Annotated in this window: 19 protein-coding genes; 13 read left to right on the forward strand and 6 right to left on the reverse strand. The window is 72.2% G+C overall.

What is annotated here, in order from left to right; all coding sequences use genetic code 11:
- Window position 1: 1 nt before the first annotated feature.
- From ftsW to FOE67_RS01745, 9 genes are all read left to right on the forward strand, one after another.
- Window positions 2-1285 (forward strand): putative lipid II flippase FtsW, encoded by a 1284-nt coding sequence (ftsW, locus tag FOE67_RS01705; RefSeq protein ID WP_182659946.1) that lies wholly within the window; start codon window positions 2-4, stop codon window positions 1283-1285.
- A 5-nt stretch (window positions 1286-1290) separates the two neighbouring features.
- Window positions 1291-2388, forward strand: a complete 1098-nt coding sequence (gene murG / locus FOE67_RS01710) for an undecaprenyldiphospho-muramoylpentapeptide beta-N-acetylglucosaminyltransferase (protein WP_182659962.1) — start codon at window positions 1291-1293, stop codon at window positions 2386-2388.
- A 325-nt stretch (window positions 2389-2713) separates the two neighbouring features.
- Complete coding sequence (locus tag FOE67_RS01715; protein WP_323384029.1) at window positions 2714-3433, forward strand: cell division protein FtsQ/DivIB; 720 nt, start codon at window positions 2714-2716, stop codon at window positions 3431-3433.
- A 314-nt stretch (window positions 3434-3747) separates the two neighbouring features.
- Window positions 3748-4971, forward strand: a complete 1224-nt coding sequence (ftsZ, locus tag FOE67_RS01720) for a cell division protein FtsZ (protein WP_182659948.1) — start codon at window positions 3748-3750, stop codon at window positions 4969-4971.
- Between the two features lie 49 nt (window positions 4972-5020).
- Window positions 5021-5887, forward strand: coding sequence for a peptidoglycan editing factor PgeF (pgeF, locus tag FOE67_RS01725; protein WP_267133285.1), 867 nt, complete (start codon window positions 5021-5023; stop codon window positions 5885-5887).
- An 84-nt stretch (window positions 5888-5971) separates the two neighbouring features.
- On the forward strand, window positions 5972-6811 hold the full coding sequence (locus tag FOE67_RS01730) for a YggS family pyridoxal phosphate-dependent enzyme (protein WP_182659949.1): 840 nt from the start codon (window positions 5972-5974) through the stop codon (window positions 6809-6811).
- Between the two features lie 120 nt (window positions 6812-6931).
- Window positions 6932-7594, forward strand: coding sequence for a cell division protein SepF (gene sepF, locus FOE67_RS01735; RefSeq protein WP_182659950.1), 663 nt, complete (start codon window positions 6932-6934; stop codon window positions 7592-7594).
- A 72-nt stretch (window positions 7595-7666) separates the two neighbouring features.
- A complete protein-coding gene (locus FOE67_RS01740) occupies window positions 7667-7951 on the forward strand; it encodes a YggT family protein (protein ID WP_182659951.1) in 285 nt (94 codons plus the stop codon).
- A gap of 49 nt (window positions 7952-8000) precedes the next feature.
- Window positions 8001-9290 (forward strand): DivIVA domain-containing protein, encoded by a 1290-nt coding sequence (locus tag FOE67_RS01745; RefSeq protein ID WP_182659952.1) that lies wholly within the window; start codon window positions 8001-8003, stop codon window positions 9288-9290.
- Window positions 9291-9654: 364 nt separating this feature from the next.
- On the opposite strand, the gene ileS is transcribed toward FOE67_RS01745, so the two are convergent.
- A complete protein-coding gene (ileS, locus tag FOE67_RS01750) occupies window positions 9655-12870 on the reverse strand; it encodes an isoleucine--tRNA ligase (RefSeq protein WP_182659953.1) in 3216 nt (1071 codons plus the stop codon).
- Between the two features lie 578 nt (window positions 12871-13448).
- On the opposite strand from ileS, the gene FOE67_RS01755 reads away from it, so the two are divergent.
- The 4 genes from FOE67_RS01755 to FOE67_RS01770 all read left to right on the forward strand — a co-directional run bounded on the left by FOE67_RS01755 (window position 13449) and on the right by FOE67_RS01770 (window position 17191).
- The gene (locus FOE67_RS01755; protein WP_182659954.1) at window positions 13449-14186 is read left to right on the forward strand and encodes a TraR/DksA family transcriptional regulator; all 738 of its coding nucleotides are present in this window, start codon (window positions 13449-13451) and stop codon (window positions 14184-14186) included.
- A gap of 55 nt (window positions 14187-14241) precedes the next feature.
- The gene (gene lspA / locus FOE67_RS01760; protein WP_182659955.1) at window positions 14242-14973 is read left to right on the forward strand and encodes a signal peptidase II; all 732 of its coding nucleotides are present in this window, start codon (window positions 14242-14244) and stop codon (window positions 14971-14973) included.
- 181 nt (window positions 14974-15154) lie between these two features.
- Window positions 15155-15562 carry a cytidine deaminase family protein gene (locus tag FOE67_RS01765; protein WP_182659956.1) on the forward strand — a complete coding sequence of 136 codons (408 nt, stop codon included), beginning with the start codon at window positions 15155-15157 and terminating at the stop codon, window positions 15560-15562.
- Between the two features lie 429 nt (window positions 15563-15991).
- Window positions 15992-17191 carry a Cmx/CmrA family chloramphenicol efflux MFS transporter gene (locus FOE67_RS01770; RefSeq protein WP_182659957.1) on the forward strand — a complete coding sequence of 400 codons (1200 nt, stop codon included), beginning with the start codon at window positions 15992-15994 and terminating at the stop codon, window positions 17189-17191.
- Window positions 17192-17504: 313 nt separating this feature from the next.
- Here FOE67_RS01770 and FOE67_RS01775 read toward each other — a convergent pair whose 3' ends face one another.
- From FOE67_RS01775 to FOE67_RS01795, 5 genes are all read right to left on the reverse strand, one after another.
- The gene (locus FOE67_RS01775) at window positions 17505-17813 is read right to left on the reverse strand and encodes a hypothetical protein (RefSeq protein WP_182659958.1); all 309 of its coding nucleotides are present in this window, start codon (window positions 17811-17813) and stop codon (window positions 17505-17507) included.
- A gap of 286 nt (window positions 17814-18099) precedes the next feature.
- Window positions 18100-18375 (reverse strand): hypothetical protein, encoded by a 276-nt coding sequence (locus tag FOE67_RS01780; protein ID WP_182659959.1) that lies wholly within the window; start codon window positions 18373-18375, stop codon window positions 18100-18102.
- A 357-nt stretch (window positions 18376-18732) separates the two neighbouring features.
- Window positions 18733-19638, reverse strand: coding sequence for a carbohydrate ABC transporter permease (locus tag FOE67_RS01785; protein WP_143621400.1), 906 nt, complete (start codon window positions 19636-19638; stop codon window positions 18733-18735).
- Window positions 19638-20537, reverse strand: a complete 900-nt coding sequence (locus tag FOE67_RS01790) for a carbohydrate ABC transporter permease (RefSeq protein ID WP_182659960.1) — start codon at window positions 20535-20537, stop codon at window positions 19638-19640. Before FOE67_RS01790 ends, FOE67_RS01785 begins: the two co-directional genes overlap by 1 nt.
- Window positions 20538-20669: 132 nt before the next feature.
- The gene (locus FOE67_RS01795; RefSeq protein WP_182659961.1) at window positions 20670-21965 is read right to left on the reverse strand and encodes an ABC transporter substrate-binding protein; all 1296 of its coding nucleotides are present in this window, start codon (window positions 21963-21965) and stop codon (window positions 20670-20672) included.
- Window positions 21966-22187: the final 222 nt, after the last annotated feature.

Genomic DNA, 22187 nt, shown 5'->3' on the forward strand with positions numbered 1-22187 from the left:
GTTGCGGGGGCCGCCCCGTCCGCCGGGCCGCGGCGGCCCCCGCAACCCCCTGGCACGGTTGCGACGGTCCTGGGACCGGCCGCTGACCGCCTACTACGTGATCCTGGGGACCTCGCTGCTGATCATCCTGACGGGCCTGGTGATGGTCTTCTCGGCCTCCCAGATCCAGGCGCTGCGTCAGGGACTGCCCGCCACCTTCTACTTCCGCAAGCAACTGGTGGCGGCCCTCCTGGGGGCCGTGTTGATGCTGATCGCGGCCCGCACCCCGGTGCGGTTGCTGCGGGCCCTCACCTACCCCTTCCTGCTGGCCTCGGTGGTCCTGCTGCTCCTGGTCCAGGTCCCGGGGGTGGGCGTCACGGTCAACGGCTCCACCAACTGGATCCCGCTCGCGGGCCCCTTCATGCTCCAACCCAGCGAGATCGCCAAGCTGGCCCTGGTGCTGTGGGGCGCCGACCTGCTGGCCCGCAAGGGGGAGCGCCGCCTGCTGGTGCAGTGGCGTCACCTCCTCGTCCCGCTGGTGCCCGGCGCCATGCTCATCTGCGGACTGGTGCTGCTGGGCGGCGACATGGGCACCGTGATGATCCTCGCCGCCATCCTCTTCGCCCTGCTGTGGCTGGCGGGCGCCCCCACCCGGCTGTTCGCCGGGGCGCTCGGGATCGCCGCGGTGCTGGGCGCCCTGCTGATCGCGAGCGCCCCCCACCGCACCGGGCGGCTCACCTGTGTGCTGGCCACCGATCCCGGGCCGGAGGACCGCTGCTGGCAGGCGGTGCACGGCATCTACGCCCTCGCCTCGGGCGGCTGGTTCGGATCCGGGCTGGGGGCGAGCGTGGAGAAATGGGGCGAGCTGCCCGAGCCGCACACCGACTTCATCTTCGCCATCGCGGGCGAGGAGTTGGGCCTGGCGGGGACGCTGTCGATCCTCGGTCTGTTCGCCGCTCTAGGCTATGCGGGTATCCGCGTGGCCGGACGCACGGAGGATCCCTTCGTCAGGTATGCCGCGGGAGGTGTGATGGCGTGGTTGATGGCCCAGTTCGTCATCAACATCGGCGCCGTCCTCGGGCTGCTGCCGATCGCCGGGGTGCCCCTCCCGCTGTTCTCCTACGGGGGGTCCGCCCTGCTGCCCACCATGTTCGCCGTGGGGTTGCTGATCGCCTTCGCGCGCAGCGAGCCCGCGGCACGTGCCGCCCTGGCCATGCGGCGACGACCCGGCGGGAAGGGACCGGCCGGGTCCAGATGGTCGTCGATGCGACGGCGCGTCGCCCGCGCGCCGTCCGGAGAGCGGTGAAATCGGTGCATGTCGTACTCGCCGGCGGTGGGACCGCCGGCCACATCGAGCCCGCGCTCGCCCTCGCGGACGCCCTGCGCAGGCAGGACCCGGGGACGGGCATCACGGCGCTCGGTACCGAACGCGGTCTGGAGACCCGCCTGGTGCCCGAGCGCGGGTACGAGTTGGCACTCATCCCGGCGGTGCCGCTGCCCCGCAAGCCGACGCCCGAACTGATCACCGTGCCCGGTCGGCTGCGCGGGACGGTGAAGGCCGCCGAGCAGATCCTGGAGCGGACCAAGGCGGACTGCCTGGTGGGCTTCGGCGGTTACGTGGCCCTGCCCGGCTATCTGGCGGCCAAGCGGCTCGGGGTGCCGATCGTGGTCCACGAGGCCAACGCGCGGCCGGGCCTGGCCAACAAGATCGGCGCCCGGTACACCTCCCACGTGGCGGTCTCCACGCCCGACAGCAAGTTGCGCAACGCCCGCTACGTGGGCATCCCGTTGCGCCGCTCGATCGCGGCGCTGAACCGGGCGGAGGTGCGCGACCGGGCCCGGGCCGCCTTCGGGTTGGACCCGCGGCTGCCGACCCTCCTGGTGACCGGCGGCTCGCAGGGGGCGCGGCGGATCAACGAGGCGGTGCAGGCGGTGGCGCCGACGCTCCAGCGCTCCGGCATCCAGGTGCTGCACGCGGTGGGGCCGAAGAACGAGCTGCCGCAGGTGGACAACATGCCGGGAATGCCCCCCTATCTCCCGGTATCGTATCTGGACCGGATGGATCTCGCCTACGCCGCCGCCGACATGATGCTCTGTCGTGCCGGTGCGATGACCGTCGCCGAACTCGCCGCCGTCGGACTGCCCGCCGCCTACGTCCCGCTGCCCATCGGCAACGGGGAACAGCGGCTCAACGCCCAGCCGGTGGTGCGGGCCGGCGGTGGACTCCTGGTGGACGACGCCGAGCTGACGCCGGAGTGGATCCGCTCCGAGGTCATCCCGGTGCTCACCGACCCCGGACGGCTGGCGGTGATGTCCCGCGCCGCCGCCGAGTTCGGCCGCCGGGACGCCGACGACCGGTTGGTCGCCATGGTCCACGAGGCGATCGCCGAGCGCCGCGGGCACGGCTGAACCGACCCCGATCCGGCCCGGACGCGCCGGGCCGGATCGGATCGACCGGGCGGTCCGGTCGGTCCGGTCGGTTCGGTCCGGGGGGCCGGATCACCCGGGGAGGAAGAGGACGACGGGTGGGACGCGACCGACGGTCGCCGAGGAACGGAGCGGGAGCATGGGCGGATCGGCGGGAACCGCGCGACCGGAGCGGAACGCGGGGCGTGCGCCCCGGCCCGCCGGCGCGGGCCCGGCCGCGTCCGGGAGACCCGGCTCCCCGGTCGGCGGGCCGGGGGAGGGGGCCCCGCCGCGCCCGGGCCCGCGCCGGGGCCTGCGGCGTCCGGTCGTGCTCCTCGCCCTCGTCGTCCTGGTGCCGGCTCTGACCGGCTTCGTGCTGTGGGCCCTCTACGGCTCGAATTGGCTGAGGATCGAGCGGGTTTCGGTCGAGTGGACCGGGGGGCCCGAGGAGTTGGCGGTCGAGGAGATCGAACGGGTGGCGGCCGTGCCGGTGGGTGCGCCGCTGGCCTCCCTGGACACCTCCGGAACCCGCGAACGCCTGTTGGCCGAACTGCCCCGCCTCGCCGACGCGCGGGTGTCCCGTTCCTGGCCGCACGGCGTGGAGGTGGAGGTCACCGAGCGGGTGGCGGTGGTCCTGGAGCGCGACACCGCCGGTTTCACCGAGATCGACGCCACGGGAACGGCGTTCGGGGAGGTGCCCGAGGCGTTGCCCGGTGTCCCGCTGCTGGAGGTGGATCCGGTGGACGGCGCGAGCCTGCGCCGTTTCGGCGAGGAGGGGTTGCGAGCCGGGGCGGTGGAGGTGGCCGCCGCGCTGCCGGGCGCGGTGGCGGGCGAAACCGCGGCGATCCGGGTACGCTCGTACGACTCGATCACCCTCGAACTCTCCGACGGCCGAACGGTCCTGTGGGGGAGTGCGGAGCATCCCGAGGCCAAGTCGACGGCGCTCGCCGCTCTGATGGCCGCGGTGCCGGAGGCCGAACGGTTCGACGTATCGGTCCCCGGCGCACCGGCCGCCGGCGACGTTCCGTCCGACGCGGCGGAGGAGTGAATCGGAGGGCGGGTCCGGTGATCGGCCCGCCGCCCCCACCCGTGCCGGACGGGCCGCACACCCGGCTTGACCAGCACGGAGGGTGATCACATAGGGTGAAAAGAAAACCGGGACGCCCGGCGTGTTCGTTGAACCGCCGGCGCCTGGCGACTTAGTGTCCGTTCAGGGGAATCCCGGGAACGACAAGCACGGTTAACCCTAAACTTCAGGGTTGGGGTCCGGGTCGGCCTGTCCAACCGTCCCAACGACATCAGTCGCCGCTCAGCGGGATCCGGAGAGCGGCGACACGTAACTCGAGGCGAGAGGCCTTCGACGTGGCAGCACCGCAGAACTACCTCGCAGTCATCAAGGTCGTCGGTATCGGCGGCGGTGGCGTCAACGCCATCAATCGGATGATCGAGGTCGGTCTCAAGGGCGTCGAGTTCATCGCGATCAACACCGACGCGCAGGCCCTGCTGATGAGCGATGCCGACGTCAAGCTCGATGTCGGTCGCGAACTCACCCGCGGTCTCGGCGCGGGCGCCGACCCCGAGGTGGGTCGCAAGGCTGCCGAGGACCACCGGGAGGAGATCGAGGAGGTCCTCAAGGGGGCCGACATGGTCTTCGTGACGGCGGGCGAGGGCGGCGGCACGGGTACCGGCGGCGCCCCCGTGGTCGCGAACATCGCGCGCTCCCTGGGTGCCCTCACCATCGGGGTCGTCACCCGACCCTTCACCTTCGAGGGCCGCCGGCGCGCCAACCAGGCCGAGGACGGCATCGCCCAGCTGCGCGACGAGGTGGACACCCTCATCGTCATCCCCAACGACCGGCTGCTGTCCATCTCGGACCGTCAGGTCAGCGTGCTGGACGCCTTCAAGTCCGCCGACCAGGTACTGCTCTCCGGCGTGCAGGGCATCACCGATCTGATCACCACCCCGGGGCTGATCAACCTCGACTTCGCCGACGTCAAGTCCGTGATGTCGGAGGCGGGTTCGGCGCTGATGGGGATCGGGTCGGCGCGCGGCGACGACCGCGCGGTGGCGGCGGCCGAGATGGCGATCTCCTCGCCGCTGCTGGAGGCCTCCATCGACGGGGCCCGCGGCGTGCTGCTCTCCATCTCCGGCGGCTCCGACCTCGGTCTGTTCGAGATCAACGAGGCGGCCCAGCTGGTCAGCGAGGCCGCCCACCCGGAGGCGAACATCATCTTCGGCGCGGTCATCGACGACGCCCTCGGCGACGAGGTGCGGGTCACGGTCATCGCCGCCGGCTTCGACGGTGGTCAGCCGCCCTCCCGCAGTCGGGACAAGGTGCTGGGTTCCTACGGCGGTCGGGAGGAGTCCCCGGCGCCCGCCGCCCCCGAGCGCGCTCCGGAGCCCGAGCCCGAGCGCCCGTCCTTCGGGATCGGCGCGCTCCCGGCCCGCGAGGAGGAGAAGGCCCCCGAGCCGCTCGCCGACGACCCGGCGGGCGATCCGTTCCCCGGCCACCGCCAGGTGCCCTCCGCCCGCCCCTACGACGGTGGCCCGGCGGAGGAACTGGACGTGCCGGACTTCCTGAAGTGATGACCCGGGGGATGCCCCCGGCGCGTCCGACCGCGCGGGACCGGGCACGATGACCGGCACGACGCCGGTTCCCGGAGCGTCGACGGTCGACGGGGTGTGGCGGGAGGACGTCGCCTTCACCGACCGGTGGGGCGTCACCGGCGCGCCGCCCCGGTTCACCCCCGCCCCGGCGGACGCCGGGGGGCGCCCGGCCCCCGACGGGGCCGACGGGGATCCCGGCTTCACCATGGCGCCGGTCCCCGGCGGGGACCCCGCCCGCGCCGCCCGCCATCGCGCATGGGCCGCCGCCGACCTCGGCGTCGCCCCGGACGCGTTGGTCTGGATGCACCAGGTGCACGGTGCCCGGGTGGCGGTGGCCGACGGCCCCTGGCCCGGTCCCCCGCCGGAGGTCGACGGTGTGGTCACCACCCGTCCCGGCGCGGTACTGGCCGTGTTGACCGCCGACTGCGTGCCCGTCCTGCTCTCCGACCCCGTCGCGGGGGTCGCGGGGGCCGCGCACGCCGGGCGACCCGGACTGATCGCGGGGGTGGTCCCGGCCACGGTGGCCGCCATGGTGGAACTGGGCGCGGAGCCCGCCCGGCTGGTGGCCCGCACCGGCCCGGCGGTGTGCGGTCGTTGTTACGAGGTGCCGGCCGGGATGCGCGCCGACGCCGAGCGGGCCGCCCCGGGCTGCGGGACGGTCACCGCCGCGGGTACCCCCGCCATCGACATCCCCGCCGGGGTCCGTCGGCAACTCCTCGACCTGGGGGTGCGCGACGTGCGGCTCTCCCCGGTGTGCACCCTGGAATCGGCCGACCACTTCTCCTACCGGCGCGAGGGCGTCACCGGCAGACTGGCTTCCTTCATCCGGTGTTCGGTCCGGGGTTCCGCCGATGGTGTGATCGGCGGGGTTCGACTCCCGCCCCGGCCACGGTGATCGCGGGCCGAACCGGTCGGATGGGTCGAGCAGGACGAACACGACGAACACGACGAACGCAGGGTCGAGCACGGGGCGGAAGACATGGGGGACGGGACACCGGGACACCGGACCGGGGACGGCGACGACGGCACCGGGGCCGGGGCCGGGGCCGCGCACGACAGCGCGCGTCGGGAGCGTGAACTCGCGGAGGCGCTCGCCCGGGTGGAGGAGCGCGTAGAGCGGGCGTGCGCCGCTGCCGGTCGCGCGCGCCGGGAGGTGACCCTGATCGTGGTCACCAAGACCCACCCCGCCGAGGACGTGCGACTGCTGGCCCGGCTGGGGGTCCGCGACATCGCGGAGAACCGTGTGCAGGAGGCGCTGGGAAAGATCCCGGCCGGGCCCCTCTCGGCCGATGAGCCGGCGCTGCGCCGCCACTTCGTCGGCCAGGTCCAGACCAACAAGGCCCGGGCGGTCGCCGGATGGGCCGATGTCGTGCACTCCGTGGACCGGCCGCGTCTGGTCGGGGCCCTGGACGCGGCGGTGAACGCCTCGGAACGCGCCGAGCCGTTGGACTGCCTGATCCAGGTCGCCCTGGACCGCGAGGGCGGGAGCGATCTCTCCGACCCGGTGGCCGCCGGGGGCGATCGGGGCGGGGTCGCGCCGGAGCGCGTCGCGGAGGTCGCCGGTGCCCTCGACGGGGCCGCCGGCCTGCGGCTCGCGGGCGTGATGGCGGTGGCGCCGCTGAAGGGGGCGTACGCGGGGCGTCCGGGCGCCGCCTTCGAACGGCTGGTGGAAATCGCGAGGGACCTGCGTTCGACGCGCCCGGCTGCCACCATGGTCTCGGCGGGTATGAGCGGGGATCTGGAGGAGGCGATCGCCGCCGGGGCGACACATATTCGTGTCGGAAGCGCGGTGCTCGGCGTACGACGGACCCTCCGGTAACGTCGCCAAACAAAGTCGGACCACAGCCGAAAATATGGTCATACCCGGACAAACGGGCGGAGTATGTGGAACGGCCCCGAGAGTCGGAGCCGGTCCATCACTGAGTGGAGGACGCAGTCGATGGCTGGCGCGATGCGCAAGATGGCGGTCTATCTCGGTCTCGTGGAGGACGACGGGTACGACCGTCAGGGTTACGGACCCGATGACGATTTCGAACCCGAACCGGAGCCGGAGCGGGGCCGTAGGCAGCGGGACCACGACCCGGAGTCGGACTCGCGCGATCCGGGGCGGGAGTCGCTGCGCGACCGCCTCCCCGAGCCGGCCGAGGAGCCGGTGATCATGCAGCCACCCGCTCCCCGGGAGCCGGAGCCCGTCCCGGCCGCCGCGGTGGTGGAGAGCCGCCGCCCCCCGCGCGTCGCGCCCGTGTCTTCCATCACATCCGACCGCCCCAGCCTGGAGAAGAGTGCCCCGGTGATCATGCCCAAGGTCGTGTCCGAGCGTGAGCCCTACCGCATCACCACCCTCCACCCCCGAACCTACAACGAGGCCCGTACCATCGGGGAACACTTCCGCGAGGGTACGCCCGTGATCATGAACCTGACCGAGATGGACGACACCGACGCGAAGCGACTTGTCGACTTCGCGGCTGGCCTCGTCTTCGGTCTCCATGGGAGCATCGAGCGGGTGACGCAGAAGGTCTTCCTTCTATCTCCTGCTAACGTCGATGTAACGGCGGAGGACAAGGCCCGTATCGCCGAGGGCGGGTTCTTCAACCAAAGCTGATGTTGTGAGGACACCGGAAGAGGGCACTGGTCGTAAGGGACGGCCGGGACACAGGGGAGAGGGTCGGCCAGGATGGGCATCGTGCAGCAGGTGGTCTTGATTGCCTTGTACTGCCTGTTGGGATTGTTGCTCTTCCGGTTGGTGATGGACTACGTCTTCATGTTCGCCCGGTCCTGGCAGCCGGGCAAGGCGATGGTCGTGGCCCTGGAGGCCGCCTACACTGTCACCGATCCGCCACTGAAGGCGCTGCGGAAGGTCATCCCGCCGCTGCGCTTCGGGGGTGTGGCGCTTGATCTGTCCTTCTTCGTACTGATGATCATCGTTTACATTGCGATCAACGTCGTGGCCCAGCTGTGAACGAGTACGGTCCAGTCGATGTGCCGACGACTTACGTTGAGGTGAAGAGATGCCGCTGACCCCCGAGGACGTGCGGAACAAACAGTTCACGACCGTCCGCCTGCGAGAAGGCTACGACGAGGACGAGGTCGATGCCTTCCTCGACGAGGTCGAGGCCGAACTGACCCGCCTGCTCCGCGAGAACGAGGATCTGCGCGCCAAGCTCGCCGCCGCCACCCGTGCCGCGGCGCAGAACCAGCAGAACATGCGCAAGCCCGAGCAGCAGGAGCGCCCCGGCGGCCCGCCGGCCATATCGGGTCCGGGCGGCCCCGGTGGTCCGGGCGGTCCCGGTGGCCCCATGGGTCAGCAGGGTCCCGGTGGCCCGGGCGGTCCGATGGGCCAGCAGGGTCCGGGCGGCCCCGGTGGCCCCATGGGCCAGCAGGGCCCCGGCGGACCGATGGGCCAGCAGGGCCCCGGCGGTCCCGGTGGCCCCGGTCACCAGCAGGGCCACCAGCAGGGCCACCACGGCGGCCCCATGGGCGGCCCCCCGCAGCTTCCGGCCATCCCCGGTGGCGGCCCGATGGGCCACGGCGGCCCGCAGGGTCACCCCGGAGGCCCGATGGGCCCCGGCGGTCCCGGTGGCCCCGGTCACCAGCAGGGCCACCAGCAGGGTCATCACGGCGGCCCCATGGGCGGTCCCATGGGTGGGCCCGGCGGCCACATGCAGCCGATGGGCGGCGGCAACGACAGTGCCGCCCGGGTGCTGTCGCTGGCCCAGCAGACCGCGGACCAGGCGATCGCCGAGGCCCGTTCCGAGGCCAACAAGATCGTCGGTGAGGCCCGCAGCCGCGCCGAGGGGCTGGAGCGGGACGCCCGCGCCAAGGCCGACGCCCTGGAGCGGGACGCGCAGGAGAAGCACCGCGTGGCGATGGGCTCCCTGGAGTCCGCCCGCGCCACCCTCGAGCGCAAGGTCGAGGACCTGCGGGGCTTCGAGCGCGAGTACCGCACCCGTCTGAAGTCCTACCTGGAGAGCCAGCTGCGTCAGCTGGAGAGCCAGTCCGACGACTCGCTCGCCCCGCCGCGCACGCCCTCCGCGCCGTCGCTGCCCGCCCCGCCGTCGCCCTCGATGGCCTCGGCCGGCGCCCCCGGCGGCATGGGTGGACACCAGTCCATGGGCGGTGGCCCCTCGATGGGGTCCGGTCCGGGCGGCCCGGGCTCCCAGCCGAACTACGGCGGGCAGCAGCAGATGTCCCCGGCGATGACCCAGCCGATGGCGCCGGTGCGCCCGCAGGGGCCCCAGCCCATGCAGCAGACGCCGTCGCCGATGCGGGGCTTCCTCATCGACGAGGACGACAACTGAGCCGATCCCCGTGACGCCCGGGCACCGACCCGGGCCCGGGGGGTCGTGACCGCCGGCTTCGTCCGGCGGACGCCCGTGCCGGTGGGCGGGCGGGATCACGTGATCCCGCCCGCCCACCGGCTTTCGCGTGTCCGCCCGGAACCCGGGAGCGGGGGTGACCCGGTCATCCGGTGGCGCCCCGGGCCCGCCCGGGGCGCGGGTCCCCTCCCCGGAGCCCCCGGCCACCGCCTCCCGGTGCCCGCGGGCGCGTCGCCGGGCGGTCGCCGGTACGCCGACGGCCGGCGGCCCGGGACGGGAACGCCCCCGCGGGCCGGCCGACGGGCCGGTTCCGCGGGGGCGTTCGGTCTCCCGGGAGGCGCGCCGCTCAGGCGCGGTGCAGCCGGAAGACCGCGCCGGTCGCCTCGTCCGTGAACTCCCGGACGGGGCCCCCGCCGGCGTCGGCCCCGTCGGTCCCCCCGGCTGCGTCGGCCTCCTCGAAGGTCACGGCCAGCACCTCGCCGGAGATCAGCGCCTGGTGCTCGGCCAGCGCCCGCGCGGTCTCCGGGTCCTCGGCCCGCCAGTGCACGACGATCCGGTCGGTGACCTCCAGGCCGCTGTTCTTGCGCGCCTCCTGGAGCGTGCGGATCGCGTCCCGGGCCAGTCCGGCCCTCCGCAGCCCGGGGGTGATCTCCAGGTCCAGCGCCACCGTCGCGCCGGAGTCCGAGGCCACCGACCACCCCTCGCGGGGCGTCTCGGTGACGATGACCTCCTCGGGGGAGAGCTGCACCCGCTCCCCCTCCACCTCGATGAAGGCGTCACCGCCCCGCAGGGCGGCGGAGAGCTCCGCGGCGTCCGCCGCCGCGATCGCCTTCGCGATCACCGGCGTCCGCTTCCCGAAGCGCTGCCCCAGCGCCCGGAAGTTGGCCTTGGCGCTGGTGTCCACCAGGGAGGTGCCCATCTCGGCCAGGGAGGCCAGCGAGCCGACGTTCAGCTCGTCGGCGATCTGCTCCCGCAGGTCGTCGCCGAGCAGCTCGAAGCCCTGGGCGGCGACCAGTGCCCGGGAGAGCGGCTGACGCGTCTTGACGCCCGACTCGGCCCGGGTGGCGCGTCCCAGCTCGACCAGGCGCCGGACCAGCAGCATGTCCCGCGACAGGTCGGGGTCGATCATCGAGGCGTCCGGCTCCGGCCAGGAGGCCAGGTGCACCGAGTCCGGGGCACCCGGCGTCACCGGCACGACCATGTCCTGCCAGACCCGCTCGGTGATGAACGGCACCAGCGGCGCCATCATCCGGGTCACCGCGTCCAACACCTCGTGCAGGGTGCGCAGCGCCGCCGGGTCGCCCTGCCAGAACCGGCGCCGCGAGCGCCGCACGTACCAGTTGGACAGGTCGTCCACGAAGGTGGACAGCAGCTTCCCGGCCCGCTGGGTGTCGTAGGACTCCATGGCCCGGGTGACCATCTCCACCAGCGCGTGGGTCTCGCCCAGCAGCCAGCGGTCCAGCAGCGGGCGGTCGGCCGGCGCCGGGTCCCCCTCGCCGGGCGCCCACTCGGCGGTGCGGGCGTACAGCGACTGGAAGGCGACCGTGTTCCAGTAGGTCAGCAGGGTCTTGCGGACCACCTCCTGGATGGTGCCGTGGCCCACCCGGCGCGCCGCCCACGGGCTGCCGCCGGCTGCCATGAACCACCGCACCGCGTCCGCGCCGTGTTCCTCCATCAGCGGGATCGGTTCGAGGATGTTCCCCAGCGACTTGGACATCTTGCGGCCGTCCTCGGCGAGGATGTGGCCCAGGCAGACCACGTTCTCGTACGCCGAGCGGTCGAAGACCAGGGTGCCCACGGCCATCAGGGTGTAGAACCAGCCGCGGGTCTGGTCGATCGCCTCGGAGATGAACTGCGCCGGGTACCGCTTCTCGAACAGCTCCTTGTTGCGGTGCGGGTAACCCCACTGCGCGAAGGGCATCGAGCCCGCGTCGTACCAGCAGTCGATGACCTCCGGCACCCGCTCCGAGACCAGGTCGCAGCCCTCGGCGGGGCAGTCGAAGGTGACGGCGTCGATGTACGGGCGGTGCGGGTCCAGCGCGGATTGGTCGGTGCCGGTCAGCTCGCTCAGCTCGGCCAGCGACCCGACACAGGTCAGGTGCTCCTCGGCGCACCGCCAGATCGGCAGCGGGGTGCCCCAGTAGCGCTTGCGGGACAGCGCCCAGTCCACGTTGTTGCTCAGCCAGTCGCCGAAACGACCGTTCTTGACCGACTCGGGAGTCCAGTTGGTCTTCTCGTTCTCCCGCAGCAGGGCGTCCTTGATCCGCGTGGTGCGGATGTACCAGGACGGCTGGGCGTAGTACAGCAGCGCGGTGTGGCAGCGCCAGCAGTGCGGGTAGCTGTGCTCGTAGACCAGGTGCCGGAAGAGCAGGCCGCGTGCCTCCAGGTCGGCGACCAGCGCCTCGTCCGCCTTCTTGAAGAACTGCCCGCCGACCAGGTCGAGCCCCTCCTCGAAGGTCCCGTCCGGACGCACCGGGTTGACCACCGGCAGGTTCCGGGCCCGGCAGGTCTCCAGGTCGTCCTCGCCGAAGGCCGGGGCCTGGTGCACCAGACCGGTGCCGTCCTCGGTGGTCACGTACTCCGCCGTCAGCACCAGGTGCGCCGGGGGCCCCTCGGAGGGGAACTCCACCAGCTCGAAGGGGCGCCGGTAGGTCCACCCCTCCATCTCGCGGCCGGTGAAGCGCTCCTCCCCGACGGTCCACCCCTCGCCCAGGGCCTTCCCCACCAGCGGCTCGGCGACGACCACCCGCTCCCCGCCGTTCCCGGCCACCACGTAGGTGACGTCCGGGTGCACCGCGACGGCGGTGTTGGAGACCAGCGTCCAGGGGGTCGTCGTCCAGATCAGCAGCGACGCCTCCCCGGCCAGCGGGCCGGAGGTCAGCGGGAAGCGCACGTAGACGGACGGGTCGTCCACCGTCTCGTACCCCTGGGCCAGCTCGTGGTCGGACAGGCCGGTGCCGCAGCGCGGGCACCAGGGGGCCACCCGGTGGTCCTGGACCAGCAGGCCCTTGCCGAAGATCTCCTTCAGCGACCACCACACCGACTCGATGTACCCGGGGTCCATCGTGCGGTAGGCGTCGTCGAGATCCACCCAGTAGCCCATCCGGGTGGTCAGCTCGGAGAAGGCGTCGGTGTGGCGGGTCACCGACTCCCGGCAGCGGGCGTTGAACTCGGCGATGCCGTACTTCTCGATGTCCTGCTTGCCGGAGAAGCCCAGCTCCTTCTCCACGGCCAGTTCCACCGGCAGCCCGTGGCAGTCCCAGCCCGCCTTCCGGCTCACGTGGTAACCGCGCATGGTGCGGAAGCGGGGGAAGACGTCCTTGAAGACCCGGGCCTCGATGTGGTGGGTGCCGGGCATGCCGTTGGCGGTGGGCGGCCCCTCGTAGAAGACCCACTCCGGACGGCCCTCGGTCATCTCCAGGGAACGGGCGAAGGTCTTGTTCTCCCGCCACAGGTCGAGCACCTCGTGCTCCAGGGCCGGGAGGTCCACCCGGGCGGGCACGGCGCGGTAACGCGCCGGGGCGGCTCCGGTGGACGGCGACGGGGAGGTGGGATCGGTCATCTGGCATCCTCCGGCGGGACGGGTGTCGTTCCGTCGGAGGGACGAGAGGTCCGCCGTGACTCGGCGGGCTTCCCGCGGTACCACCCTCCTTGACGGCGTCCGCCCTCCCGGGGTCGGCCACCGCCCTCTCGTTCGTCAGCGCTGCCGGCTCTACTCGGTCCGCGGTCGTCCCACGGCCCTTTCTTCCGGCGGCTCCGGGGTGATCTTCACGTCGAGCGGGCCCCCGGGCTTCCACCGTCCCCGGGTCGCTGCGGGCCGCCGGCGACGCTACTCGTCCCCATCCACGCCTCTCGCTGTCGTCCAGTGTACGGGCCGGGCCGGCGACGCATCGACCCGTTTCCCGCCCCTGCCGGGCCGGCCGGGGACGGGGCGGGGCCGGGGTCCTGCGCTCCCACCCCGTCCGGCGCGCCGGAATTGCCGTCCGGTTTCATGCGATTTAGGGTTCCGGTCACGATTGCTCCCTTCCGGGGCCCCGAGGGCGTCCGGACAGCCGGGGCACCGAGACGGGAGCCGCCGGCAGGCGCTCCCCGGGAGGAACCGGCGGGCCCCGGCGGTCCCCGGTGGTGAGGAAGACGGCCATGCAGAGCTCCGGAGCGAAACGGACGGTGCCGGCCGGCGGCGGCTCCGGCACCACGGGCGGGGACCGGCGGCGGGTGGCCCGGCGCCGCACCGCCCGGGAGGCGGCCGAACACGCGGAACGGACCGGCCCGGCGGAGGAGACCGATGCCGAAACCGGCGCCCCGGACACCCCCGCCGTCCCCGACGACGCGGAAGGGGTCGAGGGCGCCGAGGAGGGGGGCACCCCCCGCCCCGACACCGCCTCCCGGCGGTCCGACGCCCGTCGCCGCACCGCCCGGCGGGCGGGGGAAGCCGATGCCCCGGAGTCCGGGGCCACCGATCCGGCGGGTGCCGAGGAGGCCCCGGACCTGCCGGTCCGTCCCGGCGAGGAGCCGTGGACGGCGCAGGAGGTGCTGTCCACCCGCGCCGCCCTGCGGGAGGAGGCCGACGCGCTGCGCGCCGAGATCTCCGTCGGCGAGGCGGCGCTCAGCGGGCTGATGCGGGACTCGACCGACACCGCCGGTGACGACGAGGTCGACACCGGGACCCGCAACATCACCCGGGAGCACGAGATGGCCATCGTCGGCAACGCCCGGGAGATGCTGCGCCAGACCGAGCGGGCGCTGGAGCGCCTGGAGGAGGGCACCCACGGGCGGTGCGAGCGGTGCGGCAACCCCATCGGCAAGGCGCGGATGCTGGCCTTTCCCCGGGCGACCCTGTGCGTGGAGTGCAAGCAGCGGGCCGAACGTCACCCCTGACCCCGTCGCCCCCCGGCCCGGGAGCGTACGGGCGCCGGTGTCGTACGCTCATCACGTGACCGATGTGGAGCGGACCATCAACCCACCCGACGAGATCCCGGCGGCGGACGACCGCGGGACGCCGAGTGAGGCGTCCGCCGATGCCCGGCCCGGCGACCGACCCGACCCGGCCGGCGCGGCCGAGGGTGGGACCGCCGGCGAGCCCGCCGACCGTGCCCCGGGTGGAGCCGCGGAGTCCGGCGACCCCGGTGCCCGGGAGGGCGAGGACGGTGACGAGGGGAAGGACACCCCCGTCGCGCGCGGCCGTCGCCGGATCGGCGTCCTGGCCGCCATCGCCGGTGTGGTCTACCTCCTCGACCTGATCAGCAAGATCATCGTGGTGGAGTGGTTGGAGCACCGCCCCCCGATCGAGATCCTGGGGGAGTGGCTGCGCTTCGAGGCGATCCGCAACAGCGGCGCGGCCTTCGGCATGGGACAGGCGCTGACGGTGGTCTTCACCGCCATCGCGACCATCGTGATCCTGGTGATCGTCCGCCTGGCCCGGAAGCTGTACAGCACGCCCTGGGCGATCGCGCTCGGCCTGCTGCTCGGCGGCGCGCTGGGCAACCTCACCGACCGCATCTTCCGCGCCCCCGGTGTCTTCCAGGGGGCGGTGGTGGACTTCATCGCGCCCAAGCACTTCGCCGTCTTCAACCTCGCCGACTCGGCGATCGTCTGCGGCGGCATCCTGATCGTCCTGCTGTCCTTCCGGGGCCTGGACCCCGACGGCACCGTCCACCGCGACTAGCGGCTTGTCGGGTGGTGCCCGGCCGGGGGTGATCCGGTTCGGGGCGGCGAACCGGGTCCCGACCCCGCACCGCGCGGGTGACGATCCGAACGGGAACGGGGCCGGACTCCCCACCGGTTCCCGGGCCGGGAATCACTTCGGTGACGGTTTCCGGCGCCCGACCACGGCGGAGAAGACCACCATGCGCACCCACGACGTCGATCACGAACTCATCCGAGCGGCCACGGAGGTGGCACGCACCCGGTGCCGCGGCGACAACCACACCGTGGCGGCCGCGGGCCGTGCCCCGGACGGCCGGATCGTCACCGCGGTGAACGCCCACCACTTCACGGGAGGACCCTGCGCGGAGCTGGTCCTCATCGGTACGGCAGCCGCCGGTGGCGTCCACGACCTGGACACGATCGTGGCCGTGGGCGACCGGGACCGGGGGGTGATTCCCCCGTGCGGTCGGTGCCGTCAGGTCCTTCTCGACTACTTCCCCGCCATCGAGGTCATCGTCGGCGGGGGCGACCGGCTTCGAGCCGTCCCCATCACCGACCTGCTGCCCGAGAGCTACGTGTGGGCCGACCACCAACTCGACCCCGGGTGACCACACCGTTCGACGCGCGTCGGCACCCTCGAACGACGGAGGACCGGACGTCGCCCGGGACCCGGACGGCCTCCCACGCGTGTCCCGGGACACGCCGTTTCATCCGACCATCCACTTGCCGCCCGGCCGGGGTGGGGCCGGGCCGGACGGGTGACTCCCGGCGGGGCGCGGTGGAGGCGGTGGTGCGACACGGACCGGGGCCGGTGAAACCGACATGCCCCGGCGGGCGCTGCTCGGGTAACGTGCGGGCCATGTCGAGTCCCGAGTCGGACAGGTCGGGGGCTTTCGGTCACGCGCCGTCAGCCCCCTGAACCACCGAAGTCGCACCTCCCTCGTGCCGCGTCGAGCGGTGGGACGAGGGTGCTCCCGGGGGCTGACCGCGGTGACGAGAAGACCCTCTCGTGCCTCTCCTCACCTCGGAGCCACTCGATGCCTCTCCCGTTGTATCCGCTCGCCCTGGCGGTGTTCGCCATGGGCACCTCGGAATTCATGCTCGTGGGCCTCGTGCCGGCCATCGCCTCGGACCTCGACATCACCGTCGGGGCGGCGGGCACCCTCACTTCGGCCTTCGCCATCGGTATGGTCGTCGGCGCTCCCTTGATGGCGGCGCTCGCCCGCCATTGGCCGGTGCGTTCCTCCCTTCTCGGCTTCATCATCGCCTTCGCGGCGGCTCACGCCGTGGGCGCCGTCACCACGAACTTTCCCGTCCTGTTCGCCACCCGGATCGTGGCGGCGCTCGCGAATGCCGGGTTCCTCGCCGTGGCCCTGATCGCCGCCGCCGCGCTGGTGCCTCCCGACCGGAAGGGCCGCGCGCTCGCCGTGCTGCTGTCGGGGCTCACGGTGGCCACGATCGTGGGTGTCCCCGGCGGGGCGGTTCTCGGGTCACTGCTCGGATGGAGAGCCACCTTCTGGGCCGTCGCCGCTCTCTGTCTTCCCGCCGCCCTCGGTGTCCTCGGGGGAATTCCGGCGGGCCGCCCGCGCGGGATCGGGGACGACGGGTCGGCCCTGCGATCGGAACTCGCGCAACTGGGAAGGCCCCGACTGCTCCTGGTCATGGGGCTCGGCGCGGTGGTGAACGCGGCGACCTTCGCGAGCTTCACCTTCCTCGCCCCCGTGGTCACCGACACCGCCGGGCCGGACGAGTTGTGGGTCCCCGTCGCGCTGGTGCTCTTCGGCGTGGGGTCCTTCATCGGGGTCACCGTCGCCGGGCGACTGTCGGACCGGCGGCCCGACGCGGTCATCGCGGTGGGTGGTCCCCTGCTGCTCCTCGGCTGGCCGGTACTGGCGGTGTGGGCCGACCGGCCGCTCGTCCTGTTCGCCCTGGTCTTCGGGCAGGGGGCCCTGTCGTTCGCGCTGGGGAGCACACTGATCGCGCGGGTTCTCCACGAGGCCGGGGGAGCCCCCACCATGGCGGGCTCGTACGCGACGGCCGCGCTGAACATCGGGGCCGCCGTCGGGCCGCTGATCGCCGCGACCACCCTCACCACCGCGCTCGGGAACCGGGGGCCGCTGTGGACGAGCGGACTTCTCGTCACCCTGGCCCTGCTCGTCGCGTTCCCCCTCCGCGCCGTCATCGCGGCGCGTCCGAGCGGGGAGGTGCTTCTTTCGTCCGGGAAGACCCCCGGGTGAACGCGAGACCCCTCGGATCGGATCCGCTTCGAACAGCGGCCCCTGCCCCGGGTCCCGCCCCTGGAAGCGGGGACGATCATCACTCCCCCGAGAGGGTCGGGGACTGCCGAACGGAGGTCGCCCTCCACCGATTTTCCGGTGGAGGGCGGCACGGGAAGTGGTGGCGCGGTACCCATGGGTTGCCGCCGGGCGTTCATCGCTCCACGGCTTCCCTCGGATGGGGAACGACGGATGGGCAGGGAGGGCGGCCGTCGAAAATCGCACCGGAAGCGGAGGCTTCGGGACTTCTCCGTCCGGGCACAGCGGATCCACCTCAACGATCGGCGGCATCACGTCCCGGATCGCCCGCCCGCCTCAGCCGCCTCGGGGCGTTCACCAACGAGTGGACCGGAAGGAGGAGGATGATGCCGAGCCAGTGGACGAAGTACAGGAAGAACGCTTCGCCGAGGAAAATCATGAGGGCGAGGAAGCCGACATCGAAGCTGCCGTTGACCTCGATGCCGAGCAGAGGCAGGGTGGCGCCGGTGAAGAGGACGAGGATGCACCACAGGCTCCACACGCCCACTGCCGTCGCGAATAACGCGGCGGTGCCGGTAAGCCGGGGCGGGTGGTCGTCGTTCACGGGGACTGCCTCGGGTGGGATCGGGACCGAAGTGGGAGCCGGTGTTTCAGCGACGATCCGTGATGTGTGTGGAAATCATTGGGACTGTGACAGAGCTGTATTCGCCACCCGGTTCGACCACTTCCCGGACGTCGCGGTCCTCGGCCGGGGCGCCCGTGGAAGAGGACGCACGGGACAACCCTCCGGGAGCACCTCGCTCCCCGGTCGGCCAAGTCACCCGGGGGAACCTCTGGGTCCGATCGTTCGACGGATGATGCCGCAGGGGACTCCGAGGCCGGGTGACCGTTCACCGCACGAACCTTTCGATGCGGGTATGGCCGGGGATATCGCTGTCGAAATGCTCCGCCAGGCGATTGATCCGGTCGAACTGCTCTCCGGTCAACGGGATGCGGAAGCACTCGATGACGTGACACAGGTCGTCGAGCGCCACGTCCTCCTCGGCGTTCATGGCGAGACCGACGACGGTGGACAGCGAGTTCAGGGAGGGATCACAGGGGCCGAGCGCCTCCCGTAACTCCCGGACCAGGGAGCGGATCTCATCGACTTCCCGACTGTTTGTCATGAAACCTCCGGTGCTTCGGCTCCGGTCCACGTCGCCGGGCCCTCGACTTCGGCGCTCCGCGGCGCCTCGGACCTCACCCCGGTGGCCCGTCGTCGACCGGGAGCGGTGCACGGGGTGAGGGTGCCATGATCGCGGTGGGGCGTTCCGATGGGAAAGCCGATATCGGGCCGAGGGGCGCCATTCCTCCGGCCGCCTCCGGGCCTCCCCCACGGTCCCCGCCCGGCGGGCGCGGGAAACGCGGGTGCTCGGGAGGGAGGAACGCCGGTGGTCGGGGGACGGATGGACGGGCCCCCGCGCGCTCTCGTCGCGCGGGGGCCCGCCCGGTCCCTTCCGCCCCGCCGGGTGGGGCGGCGTCGGTCAGCTCTTCACGGAGCCGGACATCAGTCCGCCGATGAAGTACTTGCCGAGCACGATGTAGACCACCAGGGTCGGCAGCGAGGCGAAGAGCGCGCCCGCCATGGAGACGCCGTAGTTCTGCAACAGGGCGCCGTTGGCGAGGTTGTTCAGCGCGAGGGTGACCGGCCCGTTGTTGTAGGAGGAGAAGAAGACCGCGAACAGGAAGTCGTTCCACGCGGAGGTGAACTGCCAGATCAGCACGACGACGAAGCCGGGCAGGGAGATCGGCAGGATCACCGAGGCGTAGGTGCGCAGCATCCCGGCGCCGTCCACCCGGGCCGCCTCGACCAACTCGTGCGGCACGGTCTGGTAGTAGTTCCGGAAGATCAGCGTGGTGATGGGGATGCCGAAGACCACGTGCAGCAGGATCAGGGTGGGGATGCCGCTGGGCAGCCCGAGGTCCAGGACCAGCTGGTTCAGCGGGATGATCACCGCCTGGTACGGGATGAACATCCCGAACAGGATGAGGGTGAACACCAGGTTGGCGCCGCGGAAGGACCAGCGGGAGAGCACGAAGCCGTTGATGGAGCCGAGGACGGCCGCCAGGATCGCCGAGGGCACCACCATCTGGAGGGTGCGCCAGATGGAGGGGGCGAGCGCGTCCCAGGCCGCCGTCCAGTTGTCGAGGGTCCACGTGGTGGGCAGCGCCCAGGCCCGGGCCGGCGACGCGTCACCGGCGCCCTTGAAGCTGGTCACCAGCAGGACGTAGACGGGCACCAGCACCACTGCGAGGAAGAACAGCAGGGCCGCGTAGCGCAGGGTGCGGGCCAGGCCGAAGGGGTTCTTGCGGGGCGGCGTGGTCGCCGGCTCGTTCGGGACTCCCGCGAGGTCCCGCGGCGGGACCGCCGGCGTGGTGGTCGCGGTCATCAGGACTCCTTGCGGTGCGTGCGGACGAGATAGGGCACGACCACCAGGGCCACGATGACCAGCAGGATCATGCCGACGGCGGCGGCGTTCGCGTAGTCGAAGCTCGACTTGAACACGTACATGTCCACCGCGGGGACCTTGGTCTGGTAGTTCGCCGGCTTCGAGATCGACATGATCAGGTCGAAGGACTTCAGCGACATGTGGCCGATGATGACCAGCGCGGAGAGCGCGACCGGGGACAGCTGCGGGAACAGGACGTGCCGGTAGAGCTGCCAGGTGGTGGAGCCGTCCACCCGGGCGGCCTCGCGCAGTTCCTCCGGGATGCCGCGGAAGCCGGCGAGGAAGAGCGCCATCACGTACCCCGACAGCTGCCAGATGGCCGGGACGGCGATGGCGATGATGCCGTAGGAGACGTTGTTCCACCAGTTGTTCTGGAGGAAGTCCAGGCCCACCATCTGGAAGAGACGGTTGAGGCCGGTGGCGCTCTCGCCCTGGTTGGAGTTGAGCAGCCACCGCCACACCACACCGGAGGCGACGAAGGAGATCGCCATCGGGAAGAGGTAGATCGAGCGGAAGATGCCCTCGCCCTTGAGGGGGCGCTCCAGCAGCCAGGCCCACAGGAAGCCCATGAGCATGGTGCCGACGAGGAAGACCACCGTGTACAGCACGAGGTTCTTCAGCGAGTGCTGGAACGCCTCGCTGGTCAGCAGCGCCGTGTAGTTCTCGAACCACACGGTCTCCGAGGGCGCCTGTCCGGTCGCCTGGCCCGCCGTGTGGATGTCGGTGAGCGACGTCCGGAAGTTGGCGGCGATGAGCCCGTAGACGAAGACGCCCACGAGGATCAGTGAGGGGGCGAGCAGCAGCAGCGGCGCCCCGACCCGTTTGAGGGTTCTGGTCATCGAAGTCTCCATGGTGGTGACGCGGCGCGTCGCCGGAGGAGGTCCCCCTCCGGCGACGGACCGCGTCACGATCCGGCCCCGGGGCCGCCCCGTGGTGCGGCGGAGCGGCCCCGGGCGTTCACACGGGCCGGCTCAGCCGGCGTTGGCGGCGGCGAGTTCGGACTGGAAGGTCGCGACGTCGGAGGCGCCGGAGGTGAACTTGCTGGTGGCGTCCGAGATCGAGTTGAGCACGGACACCGGGGTCGCCGCGCCGTGGGCGAGGGAGGAGACGATGGTGTCCTCACCGAAGGACTCGATGGCGGTCTGCTGGTACTCGGAGAACTCGGCGGGGTCGGCGTCGGTGCGCGCCGGGATGGAGCCCTTGGCCTTGTTGAAGGCGGTCTGGCCCTCCAGGGAGCCGGCGGTCTCCAGCCAGGCCCTCGCGCCCTCCTCGTTCGGGACGTCCACCGGCAGGGTGAAGGAGTCGGCGAGGAAGTCGAAGACGCCGTCGGTGCCGGGGACCGGGAAGGCGGTGAAGTCGGTGCCCAGGGCCTTGCCCTGCTCCTCGAAGGCCGCGACCGCCCAGTCGCCCATGACGTTGAAGGCGGCGTTGCCGTCGATGACCATCTGGGTGGCCTCGGGCCAGTCCAGGCCGTCCCGGTCGCCGTTGGTGTAGCCCATGGCCCGCTCGAAGTTCTCCAGGGCCTCGGTGACCTCGGCGCTCTCCCAGTCGGTCGAGCCGTTCCACAGGCCGGTGTAGGCGTCGGGGCCCATGCTGGCGAGGAGGATGGTCTCCAGCAGGTGCACCTGGGTCCAGGCGGTGGCCACGGACAGCGGGGTGACGCCCGCCTCCTGGAGGGTGTCGAGGTCCTCGAACCACTCGTCCAGGGAGGCGTACTCCTTCTCCGGGTCGATGCCGTTGTCCTCGAGCACGGTGGGGTTGGCCCACACCACGTTGGCCCGGTGGACGTTGGTGGGGATCGAGTAGATGTTCCCCTCGTGGGTCAGCAGGTCGACCAGGTCGGGCGGGAAGGCGTCCCGGAGCTGGAAGTCGTTGTAGAGGGCCGAGACGCTCTGGAGCTGGCCGGCGTTGATGTAGTCGAGCAGCTCCAGGCCCGCGTGGGCCTGGAAGGTGTCCGGCGGGTCGCCCGCCTGGAGACGGGACTGGAGCAGGTCCTTGGCCGCCGACCCGGCGCCACCGGCGACGGCCCCGTTCACGAACTCCACGTCCGGGTGCTGCTCGTTGAAGACGCCGACCAGGGCGTCCAGGCCGGCCTTCTCGGAGCCGGCCGCCCACCAGGTGAAGACCTCGACGCTGGAGCCGGAGCCCCCGCCCTCGCCGGAGCCGGAGTCGTTGCCGTCGTCCGAGCCGCCGCCGCACGCCGAGAGGGTGAGGCCGGCGATGACGGCACCGGCCACCGCCATTCTGGTTCCGTGCTTGCCACGCATGTGCATTCCCTACGCCTTCGTTGCCGTACCGGGTGCCGACGGGTCCGGGAGGGGGCACCGTCGGCCGGCCACCGGGGGCGTCCCCCGTGGTCCGGCGCCCATCAAAGGCCCGGCCCCCCTTGAAGTCAAGAAGTAAATCCAAAGAGCCTCCGAATCGTGTCCCGGCATCGGTTCGTGTACTCAAGGGGGTGGCGGCCCGGGAGGGAGGGGCCTCCCCGGGGC

The organism is Streptomyces calidiresistens, from assembly GCF_014141525.1.
GTDB lineage: Bacteria > Actinomycetota > Actinomycetes > Streptomycetales > Streptomycetaceae > Streptomyces > Streptomyces calidiresistens.